13 protein-coding genes and 3 pseudogenes are annotated in these 15,397 nt (G+C 61.6%); 9 read left to right on the top strand and 7 right to left on the bottom strand.

Annotated features, from left to right (window positions below; all coding sequences use genetic code 11):
* The first annotated feature begins 101 nt into the window (after window positions 1-101).
* The 3 genes and pseudogenes from IMX18_RS07095 to IMX18_RS28615 form a co-directional block, all read left to right on the top strand.
* Window positions 102-2,348 carry a putative bifunctional diguanylate cyclase/phosphodiesterase gene (locus tag IMX18_RS07095; protein WP_217190179.1) on the top strand — a complete coding sequence of 749 codons (2,247 nt, stop codon included), beginning with the start codon at window positions 102-104 and terminating at the stop codon, window positions 2,346-2,348.
* On the top strand, window positions 2,345-3,934 hold the full coding sequence (locus IMX18_RS07090) for a methyl-accepting chemotaxis protein (protein ID WP_085720513.1): 1,590 nt from the start codon (window positions 2,345-2,347) through the stop codon (window positions 3,932-3,934). Before IMX18_RS07095 ends, IMX18_RS07090 begins: the two co-directional genes overlap by 4 nt.
* A gap of 103 nt (window positions 3,935-4,037) precedes the next feature.
* A pseudogene (locus IMX18_RS28615) lies at window positions 4,038-4,538 on the top strand (type IV secretion protein Rhs); the annotation flags it as partial.
* Window positions 4,539-5,443: 905 nt separating this feature from the next.
* Here the strand turns inward: IMX18_RS28615 and IMX18_RS28390 are convergent.
* Window positions 5,444-5,548: pseudogene (locus tag IMX18_RS28390) on the bottom strand (IS5/IS1182 family transposase); the annotation flags it as partial.
* Between the two features lie 77 nt (window positions 5,549-5,625).
* On the opposite strand from IMX18_RS28390, the pseudogene IMX18_RS28210 reads away from it, so the two are divergent.
* A pseudogene (locus IMX18_RS28210) lies at window positions 5,626-5,932 on the top strand (type VI secretion system Vgr family protein); the annotation flags it as partial.
* 563 nt (window positions 5,933-6,495) lie between these two features.
* Here IMX18_RS28210 and arsH read toward each other — a convergent pair.
* The 6 genes from arsH to IMX18_RS07055 are packed head-to-tail and all read right to left on the bottom strand — an operon-like array spanning window position 6,496 to window position 10,768.
* Complete coding sequence (gene arsH / locus IMX18_RS07080; protein WP_009876562.1) at window positions 6,496-7,233, bottom strand: arsenical resistance protein ArsH; 738 nt, start codon at window positions 7,231-7,233, stop codon at window positions 6,496-6,498.
* Window positions 7,211-7,633 carry an arsenate reductase (glutaredoxin) gene (arsC, locus tag IMX18_RS07075; protein WP_009876563.1) on the bottom strand — a complete coding sequence of 141 codons (423 nt, stop codon included), beginning with the start codon at window positions 7,631-7,633 and terminating at the stop codon, window positions 7,211-7,213. Before arsC ends, arsH begins: the two co-directional genes overlap by 23 nt.
* Window positions 7,630-8,862 (bottom strand): MFS transporter, encoded by a 1,233-nt coding sequence (locus IMX18_RS07070; protein ID WP_009876564.1) that lies wholly within the window; start codon window positions 8,860-8,862, stop codon window positions 7,630-7,632. The genes arsC and IMX18_RS07070 overlap by 4 nt, the downstream gene beginning before the upstream one ends.
* A 2-nt stretch (window positions 8,863-8,864) precedes the next feature.
* A complete protein-coding gene (gene arsB / locus IMX18_RS07065) occupies window positions 8,865-9,887 on the bottom strand; it encodes an ACR3 family arsenite efflux transporter (RefSeq protein ID WP_009876565.1) in 1,023 nt (340 codons plus the stop codon).
* A 58-nt stretch (window positions 9,888-9,945) separates the two neighbouring features.
* Complete coding sequence (locus IMX18_RS07060; protein ID WP_009876566.1) at window positions 9,946-10,440, bottom strand: arsenate reductase ArsC; 495 nt, start codon at window positions 10,438-10,440, stop codon at window positions 9,946-9,948.
* A gap of 4 nt (window positions 10,441-10,444) precedes the next feature.
* A complete protein-coding gene (locus tag IMX18_RS07055) occupies window positions 10,445-10,768 on the bottom strand; it encodes an ArsR/SmtB family transcription factor (RefSeq protein ID WP_009876567.1) in 324 nt (107 codons plus the stop codon).
* Window positions 10,769-11,493: 725 nt separating this feature from the next.
* Between IMX18_RS07055 and IMX18_RS07050 the strand changes: the two genes are divergently transcribed.
* The 5 genes from IMX18_RS07050 to IMX18_RS07030 all read left to right on the top strand — a co-directional run bounded on the left by IMX18_RS07050 (window position 11,494) and on the right by IMX18_RS07030 (window position 15,390).
* Window positions 11,494-12,240, top strand: coding sequence for a hypothetical protein (locus IMX18_RS07050; RefSeq protein WP_011871432.1), 747 nt, complete (start codon window positions 11,494-11,496; stop codon window positions 12,238-12,240).
* 118 nt (window positions 12,241-12,358) lie between these two features.
* Entirely contained in the window at window positions 12,359-12,571 is a 213-nt protein-coding gene (locus IMX18_RS07045; protein WP_009876569.1) for an AlpA family transcriptional regulator, read from the top strand.
* A gap of 42 nt (window positions 12,572-12,613) precedes the next feature.
* Window positions 12,614-13,489, top strand: a complete 876-nt coding sequence (locus IMX18_RS07040; RefSeq protein ID WP_011871433.1) for a ParA family protein — start codon at window positions 12,614-12,616, stop codon at window positions 13,487-13,489.
* A complete protein-coding gene (locus IMX18_RS07035; RefSeq protein WP_009876571.1) occupies window positions 13,473-13,733 on the top strand; it encodes a hypothetical protein in 261 nt (86 codons plus the stop codon). Before IMX18_RS07040 ends, IMX18_RS07035 begins: the two co-directional genes overlap by 17 nt.
* A complete protein-coding gene (locus IMX18_RS07030) occupies window positions 13,726-15,390 on the top strand; it encodes a ParB family protein (RefSeq protein ID WP_009876572.1) in 1,665 nt (554 codons plus the stop codon). Before IMX18_RS07035 ends, IMX18_RS07030 begins: the two co-directional genes overlap by 8 nt.
* The last annotated feature ends 7 nt before the right edge of the window (window positions 15,391-15,397 follow it).

Genomic DNA, 15,397 nt, shown 5'->3' with positions numbered 1-15,397 from the left:
AGACGAAGCGCCGTGGCAACAAGTTCTTGAGCAGAACTTGTTGCCACGGCGCTTTTTTTTGTTCAGCAAAAAGGAATCTTCTCCAACACCGGGGGATGTGAATGAAGGTGACAAAAGACCTCGAGGAATTACTCAAGCGTATCCGTCTCGACCATGCGGAGATTGTCGAACGCTTTCGCTTTCTCGACTGGAGCGCCGAAGATGCCAGACGACTAGGCGTAGCAGCTCAGTACATGGCCCCGTCCCAGCAAGCTTTCGTCGACCATCTGTACCGTCACCTGGCGGAATTTTCCACGCCGTCCGCGTTGCTTCGCACGCCGGAAGTCACCGCCCGTTTGAAGCAGAGCCAGGCTGAGTATTACCAGCGCTTGTGGAGCGGCCCCTACGATGAAACCTACGTCAACGGCCGCCTGCGCATCGGTGTAATCCATCAGCAGATCGGGCTGGAGCTGAAGTGGTATCTCGGCAGCTATCGGCTTTACCTCGACGACATGCTTGAAAGCGTGTTCGGCGACAGCCCGGATGCCACGCTCTATTCAAGCCTGTTGAAGGCGGTGTTCTTCGACATGACGCTGGCCATCGATACCTACAGTGCGGCTCAGCACAAGGCGCTGGAAGATAGTGAGGCTCGCTTCGCCCGCGCGCTGCGCGGTGCCAACGACGGGCTGTGGGACTGGCATGTCGATCAGGACCGGCTTTACGTTTCAGAGCGTTGGGCCAGCATGCTCGGTCTCAGCCGCGACAGCATCGGCGAGAGCAGTTCCAGTTGGTTCGGTCGCGTGCACCCGGACGACCTGCCGGATTTTCGCCATGCCATCGATGCCCATCTTCAAGGGCAGACATCATCCGTTCACCACGAGTACCGTATCCGCAAGCACAACGGCGACTACATCTGGGTCCTCGTGCGGGGGGTCGCCGAAATGACCAACCCTGGCGAGCTACGCATGGCTGGCTCGCAGTCTGATATCAGTGCACGCAAGGATGCCGAGCAGCGCCTCCAGCATACCGCCCAGCATGACCCGTTGACCGGCCTGGCCAACCGCATCCGGCTTGACGAGCAAATGCAGAAGACCTTCAGGAAGCAGCGCAAGGGCGGTGACTACGAAGCGCTGCTGTTCATCGATCTGGACCGCTTCAAGTTGATCAACGATAGCCTCGGCCACAACGTCGGTGATCGCGTGCTGGTGGAAGTGGCAAGGCGCTTGAAAGAGTCGCTGCGCCCCACTGACCAACTGTTCCGCTTCGGCGGAGACGAATTCATCGTTTTGCTTCACGACCTCACCTGCGACCGCGACGCCGAGCAGATATCCCAACGCATCCTCGACAACCTGCACCAACCGCTGCACATGGACGGTCGAACCCTGGTGGTCAGCGCCAGCATCGGCATCGCTCCGTTGCACGACAATGGCAAAGCCCTGGATGTGCTGCAGGCTGCCGACCTTGCCCTCTACCGAGCCAAGTCTGCCGGCAAGGCGCGGTACGCCCACTACGACGAAACATTGCAAGATACCGCGCAGCAGCATCTGGAACTGGAATCCGCGCTAGGCCAGGCACTGCAACAGAATGAATTCGAACTGTACTACCAACCGATCTATCACCTGGACCAAGGGACACCTCTGGTGAACGGGGTCGAAGCGCTGTTGCGGTGGCGCCATGGCGAACGTCTGATCTCGCCACTGGAGTTCATCCCTGCGCTGGAGGAATCGGGAGAGATCATCCGCGTCGGCGAATGGGTACTGCGCCAGGCCTGTCAGCAGGCCCGGGCCTGGCAACTGGCCGGGCATGAGCGCCTGCGCTGCTCGGTGAACATTTCCAGCACGCAATTGCAACAAGCCGACTTCACCCTCCGGCTGATCGATATCCTGCAAGAAAGCGGCCTGCCTCCCGCCAGCCTGATCCTGGAGATCACCGAAAGCCAACTGATGCATGACGACATGGACACGCTGGCCTGTCTGCATGAGCTGACCAGCCTTGGTGTTCTGCTGGCGCTGGACGATTTTGGCACGGGTTACTCCTCGCTCGGCTACCTCACGCGCTTTCCGCTGCACATCCTCAAGCTCGACAAGAGCTTCATCACCGGCGTTCCTTACGAGAACAAACAGAGCGCGATCAGCCAGGCGATCATCGTTCTCGGCCGTAGCCTCGGCCTGGAAGTAGTGGCCGAAGGCATCGAGAGTTCGGCGCAACTCGAATTCGTGGTCGGTGAAGGCTGCCACTACGCCCAAGGCTACTGGTTCAGCCGGCCACAACCCGCCGCTCAGATACAACACCTGCTCAGCACAGAAGACCGTTTCGAAGGAAGCGCAGTTACGCGGCGCGTACCTGTCAGTTCAGGAGAAAAACAATGAAAACCAATCTTCCGGTCAGTGGTCGTGCCGTCGAATTCAGCGCAAACGCGAACATTCTTTCAACAACCAACCCAAAGGGCGCCATCACTTACGTCAATCCCGACTTCATCAACATCAGCGGATTCAGTGAATCCGAATTGCTCGGCGTCAATCACAACATCGTGCGCCACCCGGACATGCCGCCAGAAGCTTTTGCGCATATGTGGCAGACACTCAAGGATGGGCGCTCGTGGATGGGGCTGGTAAAAAATCGCTGCAAGAACGGTGACCACTACTGGGTCAGCGCCTACGTCACGCCGATGCAGCGCAATGGCGAAACAGTAGAATACCAATCGGTTCGCACGCTACCGGCCAAAGCGCTGGTGGAGGCTGCTGAACATCTCTATGCACAGTTGCGTAGTGGTAAAAAGACCAACTGCCTGCGTATGTCACGGCTGTCCGTCGGCATGCGTCTGGCACTTGCCAGCACTGGCGTGAACCTGCTGTGCTTTGCTGCCTTGGGCTTGCTGGGTGCGTTGTCCTGGAGCCATGCCGCTTTCTCCATGACGCTATCGAGCTTGCTGCTTGGCGGCGTGTTGCGCTTCAGCCTGCGCCCCCTCGACGCCCTTGCCCGAAAAGCCAGGAATATCGCCGACAATCCGCTGAGCCAGATTCTCTACAGCGGCCGCCGCGACCAGTTTGGCCAGATCGATTTCACCCTGCAAATGCTCGAAGCCGAGACCCGGGCAATAGTCGGACGCATTGCCGATTCGTCCCGCCAGTTGAGCAAGGAAGCCGAAGAGCTTCTGTCTGCAGTGGACAACAACAATTGCGCGACCCTCCGCCAGCAGGGGGAAACTGCCCAGGTTGCCAGCGCAATAACCCAGATGGCCAGCAGTGTGCAGGAAGTGGCGCGCAACGCTCAGCTCACCGCCAGCGCCGCGAACCTGGCCAACCAGGAATCCGACCGCGGCCACCAACTGGTCGAGCAGACCCGCCAGCACATTGATAGCCTCGCCAGCGAAGTGCAACAGACCAGCATGGTGATTCATCAACTGGAACAGCATGGCAATGAAATTGACCGCGTACTCGAGGTCATTCAAAGCATCGCCGAACAGACCAACCTGCTTGCCCTCAACGCCGCCATCGAGGCTGCCCGCGCTGGAGAGGCGGGCCGGGGTTTTGCGGTGGTCGCCGACGAGGTGCGCGGGTTGGCTTCGCGGACTCAGCAATCCACTGCTCACATCCAGGGCACCATCGACACCCTGCGGCGTTCCACGGGGGATGCCGTGCTTGCGATGCAGCGCAGTCACAGCAAGGCCGGTGTCAGTGTCGAACAGGCACTGCTGGCTGCCCGGGCGCTGGACGGGATCACCCAGCGCGTAGATGAAATAAGCGGCATGAGCGTGCAGATCGCTGCCGCCGTAGAGGAGCAGAGCGCGGTGGGTGACAGCATCCAGTGCAACCTGGCCGATATCAGTCAAACCACCCAGAAAAGCGTGCTCGCCAGCAACCAGAGTCGAACCACAGCAGCCCATGTCGCCAAGCTGGCCGAGCGCCTTCAACTGCTGTCGGCGCAACTTTGGGGGCGCCAGCGCAATGGGTGACCGGTTCGCACCGTACTCCCAAGCCAACCCTCACAAGCCGGCCTGCGTGGTCGGCCCCAGCTTGGGCGACTTCTGCAACAACCCTCGTGGCAACTGGAAACCTTTGAAAGGCTCTTGGGTTATAGGGTTGAAGGCTTTCTGCGCGTTAAGCCTGTATCTGCGCCACTGGGCTTTGCCCGTTCAGGTCACAGACGGAGCAGGACGTACCCGGCGCTACGGCTACGATGCTCATGGCAATTTGCTGTGGGAGCAGGACCCACTGGGCCGGAGCACACAGTATCAATACAACCCGGAAGGACGTGTTACCCGCGTAACCGATGCCCTCGAAAAGACCAAGCACCTGGGTTGGAACACCCGTGGCCAGTTGCTCAGCTATCGCGACTGCAGCAACAACCAGACGCTGTACCACTACGACTTGCATGGCCGCCTGAGCGAAAGCATCAATGCCCGCGGAGAGCAGACCCACTTCCGCTATGACGCTCGCGGCTATCTCATAGAAAGCGAACGACCCGATGGTCGTATCGACCGCTACGAAGTTGATACCGCCGGCCAGCTGACGCGCTACATCGATCCCGCGCAAAAGATCTTGCAGTTTCGCTATGACCGCAGCGGCCGCCTGGTAAAACGCACCGATGCCATGGGGTACAGCGTGAAGTTTCGCTACGACGCCTATGGTCGCCTGCTGCAACTCACCAACGAGAATGAAGAGTCCTACACGTTTGGCTGGGACAAACTTGACCGCCTGGTGGCACAACAAGATCTGGATGGAAGTGGCCGGATATACGAGTACGACACACTCGACGGTGTCACCAGCCTAACCCATGTCCCCTCTTCATACGAACAGCCACCCCTCTCCGGCAACGCCCCGCCGACACGGGCCACTTCGATTCGCCATGATTTCCAACGTGATGCCGTTGGCCGTCTGCTGAGCAAACGCACCGAGGATGGCATCACCGACTACAGCTACGACACCGCCGACAACCTGTTGTCCATCACGTTCACGGACAACCAGGGTGAGCAACAGCAGCTTGATTACACCTATGACGCGAACGGGCAGTTGCTCAGCGAAACCAACAGTGCCGGGCTGCTGCAATACCGCTATGACGAACTGGGCAATCTGCAGACGTTGACACTGCCTGACCAGCGTCAACTGAACTACCTGCACTACGGCAGTGGGCACCTTCATCAGATCAACCTGAACGGCCGGGTCATCAGTGACTTCGAGCGCGATGCGGCGCACGACGAAGTATTGCGCACCCAGGGAAGCCTGATCACACGTACCCGCTATGACCAGAGCGGGCGACTGAGCAGCAAGGCCATTCACTATCGCGATGCTTCGGTTGAAGTGCTGCCGTTGCTGGAGAAGAGTTACCGCTATGACAACAGAGACAACCTGATTGCTGAGGTATTGACCCAGACCCAACGTAGTAGCTTTAGCGCCGATTTCTCTGACGTCAATTGCCTCAAAGCCAAGGCTTTGCCCTGGTTCGCGGGTACCACAGGCGCACCTCACCCTACAGCGCTCAATAACTGCCGACGCGCCATCGACAGATTCGACAGCGCAAACAATGTCGTCAGTTGCGTCGTATTCTTGGCCAAGCGGCGATAGCGAGACCGAGTATGACGACGAAGGGTTCTACGAAGATAGCGACGGTCAACTCTAGGTTTCATAGCAAAGCGGCGACAGGCTACCAAGTGACGACCTCAACGTATTGGCGGGTGAACCCGGTTGCACACAAAGGCAAACAACTCACCAGCCTGCAGGAAGAAGCCGCCGGCGCAGATGTAAGCACGCGCTACTAACAGACGGCCGTGCTGGTCCCCGGCCGGACCGAATGGCGCCCTGCCCCACTGCCAAAACTACGCGTTGACGGTCCGCACATAGCTACCGTGGTCGGCCCGAAGGGAGAAGAGATCTATTGCGATGAGTGGGGCCGAGTAAAGGTCAGCTTTCCCTGGGACCGTGAAAGCCAGAACAACGAGTTTAGCTCCTGTTGGGGCGGGTATCCTAAGGCTAGGCCGGTAGCTGCTAGGGCTTGATGAAGAGCTCGGAGACCACACCCCACACCTCGTCCGAGTATTCGTAACGCTTAGCCATCACAGAATGCCTTTCCGTCGATGCCGGGGAATTCTGCAAAGTTTCAGCGTTCGGGGCGGTGATTGGGTTATTTGGGATTTCGTACAAAGCCTGGAAAGGCCCGAATGCCCATGGATCCTGATGGATCTGACTGAAACGAAAAAAGACGCCGAAGCGTCTTTTTTCAATGATTTACAGACTTCCAAAGAACCCTGTAAATCTATATTTGGAGCGGGAAACGAGTCATGCACTAGAGCGCTAAGTCTCTGTTTCCCAATCACTTTCTTCACTGTGGTGATCAGTGAAGAACTCAATTATAGCCTTGTTTTTCGCCCTCGGCAACAAAGTTCATCCAACGACTTCCATTGAAGTCCAAGGACTGCTCTTTTCGCAGTCGCACCGCCCTACGATGCTGTCGCGATGCAATGGGGCCTCCAGTGGCCAAGGCCGTCGTGCGGCGATAGGCGAATGGAATCAGGGGTTATCAGATTACCGCCTGCTGCATGCGCTTGGTCAACGCCTCGGCGCTTTCCTTGCGCTCGCTATACCTGTCCACCAGATACGGCGACGCATCGCGCGTGAGCAGCGTGAACTTCATCAGTTCCTCCATCACGTCCACAATGCGGTCGTAGTAGGCCGACGGTTTCATGCGTCCCGCTTCATCGAATTCTTGATACGCCTTGGCGACCGAGGACTGGTTGGGGACGGTCAGCATCCGCATCCAGCGGCCCAGCACGCGCATCTGATTGACAGCATTGAAAGATTGCGAGCCGCCCGACACCTGCATCACTGCCAGCGTCTTGCCCTGAGTCGGACGCACCGCGCCGACTGACAGCGGAATCCAGTCGATCTGCGTTTTCATCAGGCCGGACATCGCGCCATGGCGCTCCGGCGAACTCCACACCATACCCTCGGCCCACTGCGCGAGTTCGCGCAGTTCCCTGACCTTGGGATGATCCTCGGTCGCGTCATCCACCAGCGGCAGGCCCGACGGGTTGAACAGCCGCGTCTCGCCGCCCAACGCCCGCAGCACGCGGGCTGCCTCTTCGGCGGCCAGTCGGCTAAACGAGCGTTCGCGCAGCGAGCCGTAGAGCAGCAGGAAGCGTGGCGCATGGGTGGAACGTTCGGGTGCCAGTAGCCGTTCCATGTCCGGCGGCTGGAGCAATGCGGCGTCGATGTTCGGCAGGTCGAGACGGGATTCAGACACGACGGCCCTCCACATCCACTACCGGCTCGCCGTCTTCCTTGTTGAACGCGCCGCGCTGCGGTTGCGGCAGGATGTCGAGCACTGTTTCCGACGGGCGGCACAGGCGCGTGCCCAGCGGCGTGACCACGATAGGTCGGTTGATGAGGATCGGATGTTGGAGCATGAAGTCGATCAATTGCTCGTCGCTCCACTTCTGATCTCCCAGGCCGAGTTCCGCATACGGCGTGCCTTTCTCGCGCAGCACCGCGCGTACCGGGATGCCCATCGCGGCGATCAGCGCCTTCAGCATGTCGCGGTCGGGCGGTGTCTTCAGATATTCGATGACAGCCGGTTCCTCGCCGCTGTTGCGAATCAGGCTGAGGACGTTGCGTGACGTGCCGCAATCGGGATTGTGGTAGATCGTGATGTGGCTCATGTCGAGGTGCCTTCGTTCGAGAGAAGCATGGATTGCTGGCGCAGATGCCTGATCACATAGCCGAACAGGATCGCGCCCGCCGCGCTGATGCCGGTCAGGGCCAGCAGCGTGCCGGGATAGCCGTTGCCGGCGGAATACAGCAGCGAGGCCACGAAGGGGCCGGCGGCCACTGCGATCTGCACGGGTGTCGCCATCGCGCCGCTGATGGCGCCATAAGCGGCCCGACCGTACAGCTCGGCGGGCAAGGCGCCTCGTACGATCGTCATGACGCCATTGCCGATGCCGTAGAGCGCGGCAAACACGACATACACCGGCAGCCACTGCTCGGAAGCAAAGAGCAGGAGCAATGACAGCGGCAGCAGACTGATGGCCGCCATGCCGACCTGGCGCGTGCTGGCCCGCTTGCCGACCGTGGCTTGCACCACACGGCCGAGTACCTGCATTGGCCCGATCAGCGCACCGACCCAGGCCGCATTTGCGGCAGAGATGCCATGTGCCTGCAAGACTGGGATCATGTGCAGCGACATCGCCGCGAACACCAGTGCATTCAGCGTCACAGCCGCCGTGACGAGATAGAACACCGGTTCGCGCATGACCGCGGTGAGATTGCGGGATCGGGTTTCCGTCCGCGCTGGGGGTGTGCCGTGTGCCGGGCCGCGTCCCTTTGGCAGGCTGGCATGGATGGGCAGGCAGATCAGCAGGTTCGCGGCCGCATAGATCAACCAGACCTCGCGCCAGCCGACGTGTTGCAACAGCGTTTGCGTCAGCGGCCAGAATACCGTGCTGGCGAAACCGCCGAACAACGTCAGGTGCGTGATCGCCCGGCGATAGTTGCTGCCATGGACCTGCGTGATGACCGCGAAGGCCGGCTGGTACAAGGTCGCGCTCATGGCCACGCCGATACCGGCCCACACGAGGTAAAGCTCCGTCGCGTTGTGTACCCGCGAGAGGCACGCGAGCATGACGGCGGCCAGCAAGGCGCCGCTTCCCATCAGCAGACGTCCACCGATGCGGTCGATGATGCTGCCGGCCGCGGTCGAAAGCAGTCCCGAGATCAGCAAGGCCACCGAATAAGCCCCGACGATGGCGGGCTTGGACAGGCCGAGTTCGTCCTGCATGGGCTGCATCAGGACGCCGTAGGCGTAGAACATCGACCCCCACGCGACGATCTGCGTCAGTCCGAGCGAGGGAATCAGCCAGCCGCGAGAGCGCGGGATGGTGTTGTCCATGATTACGCTTGGCGCTCGTACCAGCCGCGCGAGCGGTTGACCACGCGCACCACCAGCAGCATCACCGGCACCTCGATCAGCACGCCAACCACGGTGGCCAGCGCCGCGCCCGAGTGGAAGCCGAACAGACTGATGGCGGCGGCCACGGCCAGCTCGAAGAAGTTGCTCGCGCCGATCAGTGCCGAGGGGCCGGCGATGCTGTGCTTCTCGCCTACCTTGCGGTTGAGCCAGTACGCCAGCCCGGAATTGAAGAACACCTGGATCAGGATCGGCACCGCCAGCATGGCGATCACCAGCGGTTGCCGGATAATGGCCTCTCCCTGAAAGGCGAACAGTAGCACCAGCGTCAGTAGCAGCGCGGCGATCGACAGCGGGCCAATACGTTCCAGCGCCCGGTCGAACGCAACCTGACCCCGGCGCAGCAGCGCCCGGCGCCAGAGCTGCGCGAGGATGACAGGAATGACGATGTAGAGCGCGACCGACACCAGTAGCGTGGCCCATGGCACGATGATCGACGACAGGCCCAGCAGGAGGCCGACGACGGGCGCGAAGGCGAACACCATGATGGTGTCGTTCAGCGCCACCTGCGACAGCGTGAACACCGGATCGCCGCCGGTCAGCCGGCTCCACACGAACACCATCGCCGTGCAGGGCGCGGCGGCCAGCAGGATCAGCCCGGCGATGTAGCTGTCCAGCTGCCCGGCCGGCAGCCACTGTGCGAAGACATGGCGGATGAAGATCCACGCCAGCAGCGCCATCGAAAACGGCTTGACCGCCCAGTTCACAAACAGCGTGACGCCGATGCCGCGCCAGTGTCGCCTGACCTGGCCGAGTGCGCCGAAGTCCACCTTCAGCAGCATCGGCACGATCATCACCCAGATCAGCAAGCCCACCGGCAGGTTGACCTGGGCGACTTCCAGCTGGCCAATGGCCTGGAACGCGCCCGGCGCGAACTGGCCCAGCGCGATGCCGGCAACGATGCACAGCAGCACCCACAGGGTCAGATAGCGCTCGAAGCTGCTCATGGCAGATGCGGCCGGCGCGTGACCGGCCGCTTCGGTTTCTGTAGTCATCGCGCCGCCCTTACTGGCGGCCGATGTCGCGCAGCTCGCGCTGCAACGACATGGCGTCCAGGCGCTGGAGCGGCAGCGACAGGAACAGTTCAATGCGTCGGCGCAGCGTGATCGCGGCGTCGAGGAACGCTTTGCGCTGTTGCTCCTCAGTGCCCTCGACGGCTGCCGGATCAGGGACGCCCCAATGCGCCGACACCGGCTTGCCCGGCCACAGCGGGCAAGCCTCCCCAGCAGCGTTGTCGCAAACTGTAAAGATGAAGTCGAACACCGGCGCACCCGGTGCCACGAACTCGTCCCAGCTCTTGCTGCGGTAGCCGGTCGTCGGCAGGTGCAGCCGCTCCAGCGTGGCAAGTGCCAGCGGATGAACCTCGCCCTTGGGGTGACTGCCCGCCGAATAAGCGTGGAAGCGGCCCTTGCCCAGCTCGTTGAGCATGCCTTCGGCAAGGATGGAGCGGGCGGAATTACCCGTGCAAATGAACAATGCGTTGTAGATCGTGTCGGTCATGGCGTCAGCAGTCGCAGCGGGTGGATTCGGAAACCTCGCACACTCCGCCTTGGCAGCAATGCTCGGTCAGGTAGCCGATCAGGCCGTTCATGTGGTCGTATTCGGCGCGATAGATCAGGTTGCGGCCTTGCTGCTCGATGCTGACGAGGCCGGCGTGGGCCAGTTCCTTCAGATGGAAGGACAAGGTGTTGCGGGCCACGTCGAGCTGGTCGGCCAGCACGCTGGGCGTGAGTCCTTCCGGGCCGGCGACGACCAGGGCGCGGAACACACGCAGGCGCTGGGTGTGCGCCAAGGCGCTCAGGGCGGAAACGGCTTGATCTTCGTTCATGATTCGATAGTACAACAATTATTGAATTAATGGATAAGAATCAGCGGGCAAGTCATTCATGGCTTCGCGGCATACCGCCGTCGAGTTCTTGGACTATGTTCCGCGCATCACGCCCATCAAAGTCATCGCGGCAGCAAGATGCTTCTATCAAGAGCGGCGGATGCCTTCTCGCACCACGGACTAGTTCAAGGGAAGGCAGGATGCCTAGCGGGCGATAGAACTGCACTGCATCCTGATGCGATGTGACCATGTTTGGCCCACACCGCAGGCGCGTGAACGCAAAGTGCGTTGGATTGAACCAAGCAAAATGCTTCGCCGCAAGATGCTATGTCGATATATCAGGATGCCGAAACAAGCATGACATGCGCGGATTTCTCCAGGTCCCTCTGGACGTGGAGCAGCGGATGCAATCCCCTGCGCCTTGTGAAACCGTGGGGATATCAGACCATATCGAATCGGTCTTGATGTGCTTGACGCACCCCATGACGCTGGCACCGTGAGCGCAATTGTCGAGCGTGCTTCTTCCTTATTACTCGACGGACCGGCAACTGGTCAATTCTTGCATATCGAGCAAGAGAGAACCACCTGTGACGGGTGCCATGATCTCTTCCGTCCATGTTCCAGGGCATCGCCCCAGGCATCAGCCACAGGCATAACGAAAAAACAGCCCCTTGGTGGGGCAAGAAGGAGCCGGTGATGTAGCGCTTCCGAAAGGAGACGAAAACATGCACAAGGAGCCACCACTATCAAAGGTGTTCTATCGTCCCATCGAAGCTGCCATACGGTGGGCTGGGTTGTTGCGGTACGAAGCGGTGATCGTCGCATCGATCGCATCACCGCGTTGTCTGCCGCAGATGTTGGACTGCCCGCGATGGAACGAGTGTCGGCTGTACTCGGAACGCATCTACGACGGTATCCTCAACGCCGAACTACCCTTCGGCAAGAACGGGATCACACTTAATGACCCAGATCTGGTGAGTTCACTCGATCTGACCGTCCGCCATGTCGATCTGAAGCGGTGGATGCGCACCCACTATCCCGAGCATCGGCCGGGATTTCTGTTCAGTCGCGGCGAGCGCATGGTGCATCCCTTCATCACCATCGAGACAGGACAGGCAATCCTGCTGGAACGGCTGGCTCTGCAGGCCGCGCTGGACCATAGCCGACGCGAGATGCGCGAACTGCAACAGCAACACGAAGTCTTGCTAAAGCAGTCCGCCGTACTGCTGGCTCCCAAGCAGTGCGTGATCAGTGATCGGGCGGAAACTACATACCTGAACATCATCGGCGGCATGCTGACGCTGATGCTGAGCCAATCCCCATCCGGCGTGCCGTACTCCAGCTTCAAGACGCAGGAGGCCATCGTCACCGCATTGCTCGCCCACTATGGCGGCACCATGGGCATCACGGAGCGAACCTTGAACGGCAAGTTCGCCAATGCCAGGAAGAATGTCCGTAGCGCAGCCGCGTGAATTCTTCCATCTTGTATGTGCAGTCGCGGAGATTGCATTTGCAATGTTTTTCCGCAGCCATGTCTATTGAATAGAGGTCACGCCAACAAACGCTACTGAGCGTTCAGGAGTGACCGCCATGTCGCAAATACCTGTACTGCCACCGCACGAGCGCCGCATCCTGCGGCTCGATGAAGTTGAAGCGAAGTCCGGCTTCAAACGCGCCCACATCTACAACCTGATGAAGAAGCGCCAGTTTCCGCAGGCGTTGCGCCTGGGCGTGCGCGCCGTGGGCTGGGATTCGGTCGAGATCGACCAGTGGATCGCCGAACGCCTCAACAACCGGACCTGACCCGCTCCCCCTCGATTTTCCCATCGCCAAACGGAGAGCGCCATGCAGGTCGTATCCATAATTTCAACGAAAGGCGGCGTAGGCAAGACGACTACGGCCGCCAACCTCGGCGGCCTCGCCGCGGACGCGGGGCTGCGTGTGCTGCTGCTCGATCTCGACGTGCAGCCGACCTTGTCGTCCTATTACGAGCTGGCACACCGCGCTGCCGGCGGTATCTATGAGTTGCTGGCGTTCAACGAACGCGCCCTCGATCAGTTGGTGTCCCGCACCATCATCGCGGGCCTGGACCTGGTGCTCTCGAACGATCACCGGGGTGAACTGAACACGTTGCTACTGCACGCGCCAGACGGACGCCTGAGACTGCGGCACCTGCTGCCGGCGCTGGCGCCGCTTTATGACCTGGTGCTGATCGACACCCAGGGTGCACGCTCGGTGCTGTTGGAGATGGCGGTGCTCGCCTCTGACCTGGCGCTGTCGCCCGTGACCCCGGAAATTCTCGCTGCCCGCGAACTGCGACGCGGCACCATGCAGTTGCTGGAGGACATCGCGCCATACCGGCACCTCGGCATCGAACCGCCATCCCTGCACCTGCTCATCAATCGCGTCCACCCCGTGTCCGCGAATGCACGGATGATCCAGCAGGCGCTGCGCGACCTGTTCCAGGACCATGCCGGCATATGCGTGCTGGGCACCGACGTGCCGGCCATCGAGGCCTATCCGCGCGCCGCAACCCGCGGCCTGCCGGTGCATCGCGTCGAGCATCGCCAGCCGCCGGGCAGAGTTGCGCCCGCCGCGCTCGACACCATGCGCGCGCTCGCCGGCGAACTGTTCCCACAGTGGCAAGACAGATTTGCCCTCGTGTCCGGCCGTCCTCCTCGTTCCATTGAAACCGGGAGGTCACATGGCGAACGCACATGAACTGGCCCGCGGCCACAAACGGCTGCGCGCCCTGATTGAGTTTGCGGTGAGCGAAGGCTGGCACGTCAAGCGCACACGGGGCGGACACCTCAAGTTCACCAAGGCCGGCTGCGCCGCCATCTACACCAGCTCAACAGCGAGCGACTACCGGGCGGATCTCAACGCCCGTGCACAGATCCGCCGCGCCGAGCGCGAGGCCCGCATGGCCCGGGCCGTCAACGCCGAGGGATGTGGTCATGGCTGAGATGACCTCCCAGGACATGGCCGGCAAGCTGCTTGCCGCCGGGTTCGAGCGCAGTGGGCCATCGGCCACGGCCTTGAGCGACCCGATCGCCGACACGCCGATGGTCGTGACGCTGGACCAGTTGCGGCCCTACGACCACGACCCCCGCAAAAAGCGCAACTCGGCCTACGATGAAATCAAGGCCTCCATCCGAGAGCGCGGCCTGGACGCGGCGCCAGCGATCACACGCCGTCCTGGCGAGGCGCACTACATCATCCGCAACGGCGGCAACACCAGGCTGGCGATCCTGCGTGAACTCTGGGCGGAGACCAAGGACGAACGCTTCTTCCGCATATCGTGCCTGTTCCGGCCGTGGCCTGCGCGCGGAGAGATCGTCGCCCTGACCGGGCACCTCGCCGAGAACGAACTACGCGGCGGCCTCACGTTCATCGAGCGCGCCCTGGGCGTCGAGAAAGCCCGCGAGTTCTATGAGGCTGAAAGCGGCACCACCCTGAGCCAGTCCGAGCTGGCCCGCCGCCTGGCCGCCGACGGCTTCCCAGTCCAGCAGTCGCACATCAGCCGCATGGCTGACGCGGTGCGCTACCTGCTGCCCGCGATCCCGACCGTCCTATACGGGGGCCTCGGCCGCCACCAGGTCGAGCGGCTGTCGGTCATGCGCAAAGCCAGCGAACGCACGTGGGAGCACTATGCCAAAGGCCGCTCCCTGCCGCTGGACTTCGACAGCTTCTTTCTGGAGGCGCTGTCGCAATTTGATGTCCAGCCCGACGAGTTCTCGCCGCCGCGTGTGCAGGACGAGTTGATCGGTCAGATGTCCGAGCTGCTGGGCATCGACTACGACGTGCTCGCCTTGGACCTGACCGAATCCGAGAGCCGCCACCGCGCCCTGGTCAGCGACCCAACCCCGCCATCGGCGCCGCCGGCATTGCCCGAGCCTGGGGCCATCGCACGGCCGCCGATCGAACCGGCACCGCCCCCCACTACAACTGCACCTTCTGCGGGCCACTCTGCCGACGCGCCGACAAGGCCCCGGGACGATGGGGCCCCGAGCGAGGCATCCGCAGCCAGCCCTGCGGCAGCGAATGGCGGTCTGCTTGACGAGCACATCATCTCTCCGGCACCCACGACGGAGCGGCTCCAGTCCATCCAGCGCATGGTCGCCGACCAGTTGGGCGATGCGCTGCCGCCCGACTTCTCGGCCAACGTCTTGCAGTCGATTCCCGTGCAGGCCGGTGGCCTCTATCCCATCTCGGACATCTGGTATATCGACCCTGGCCTCGACACACCCGACCGCCTGCGCATCCACATCGCGCAGTTCGCGCGCGAGATCGCGGGCGAGGCCGACCTGGACGCGTGTGTCGAGGATCGTTCTGATGGCATCGGGTTCACGTGTCGTGCCCCAGCCCAGGCTTCGTCGCCGCTCGCACGCGCCGTGCTCGCACTACTGGTTTCCCTGGCCGGTCAGCAGCCAGCCGGCGTCGGCTTGGACAGCGGGCAACTCATCACAGACCTGCCAGCGCTGTTGCACGGCCAGGGTCAACGTCGTGACGGCGGGGCCCGGCGATTGAGCGACACCGCGCTGGTCAAGCTGTTTCGTCTGCTGCGGCTGGCCCGGCGCCTGCTGGATCTGGAAGCCGGCGCTGTCGGTTCTGGGATCTGAGCGAGGG

Origin of the sequence: Pseudomonas shirazica, assembly GCF_015168335.1 — a bacterium.
Classification (GTDB): Bacteria; Pseudomonadota; Gammaproteobacteria; order Pseudomonadales; family Pseudomonadaceae; genus Aquipseudomonas; species Aquipseudomonas asiatica.
This window is presented reverse-complemented; position numbering and strand designations above follow the sequence as displayed.

Coding starts and splice junctions, on each gene's coding strand:
- IMX18_RS07095 (WP_217190179.1), top strand. CDS start 102: ATGAAGGTGACAAAAGACCTCGAGGAATTACTCAAGCGTATCCGTCTC.
- IMX18_RS07090 (WP_085720513.1), top strand. CDS start 2,345: ATGAAAACCAATCTTCCGGTCAGTGGTCGTGCCGTCGAATTCAGCGCA.
- arsH (WP_009876562.1), bottom strand. CDS start 7,233: ATGTGGAGGGCCGTCGTGTCTGAATCCCGTCTCGACCTGCCGAACATC.
- arsC (WP_009876563.1), bottom strand. CDS start 7,633: ATGAGCCACATCACGATCTACCACAATCCCGATTGCGGCACGTCACGC.
- IMX18_RS07070 (WP_009876564.1), bottom strand. CDS start 8,862: ATGGACAACACCATCCCGCGCTCTCGCGGCTGGCTGATTCCCTCGCTC.
- arsB (WP_009876565.1), bottom strand. CDS start 9,887: ATGAGCAGCTTCGAGCGCTATCTGACCCTGTGGGTGCTGCTGTGCATC.
- IMX18_RS07060 (WP_009876566.1), bottom strand. CDS start 10,440: ATGACCGACACGATCTACAACGCATTGTTCATTTGCACGGGTAATTCC.
- IMX18_RS07055 (WP_009876567.1), bottom strand. CDS start 10,768: ATGAACGAAGATCAAGCCGTTTCCGCCCTGAGCGCCTTGGCGCACACC.
- IMX18_RS07050 (WP_011871432.1), top strand. CDS start 11,494: ATGCACAAGGAGCCACCACTATCAAAGGTGTTCTATCGTCCCATCGAA.
- IMX18_RS07045 (WP_009876569.1), top strand. CDS start 12,359: ATGTCGCAAATACCTGTACTGCCACCGCACGAGCGCCGCATCCTGCGG.
- IMX18_RS07040 (WP_011871433.1), top strand. CDS start 12,614: ATGCAGGTCGTATCCATAATTTCAACGAAAGGCGGCGTAGGCAAGACG.
- IMX18_RS07035 (WP_009876571.1), top strand. CDS start 13,473: ATGGCGAACGCACATGAACTGGCCCGCGGCCACAAACGGCTGCGCGCC.
- IMX18_RS07030 (WP_009876572.1), top strand. CDS start 13,726: ATGGCTGAGATGACCTCCCAGGACATGGCCGGCAAGCTGCTTGCCGCC.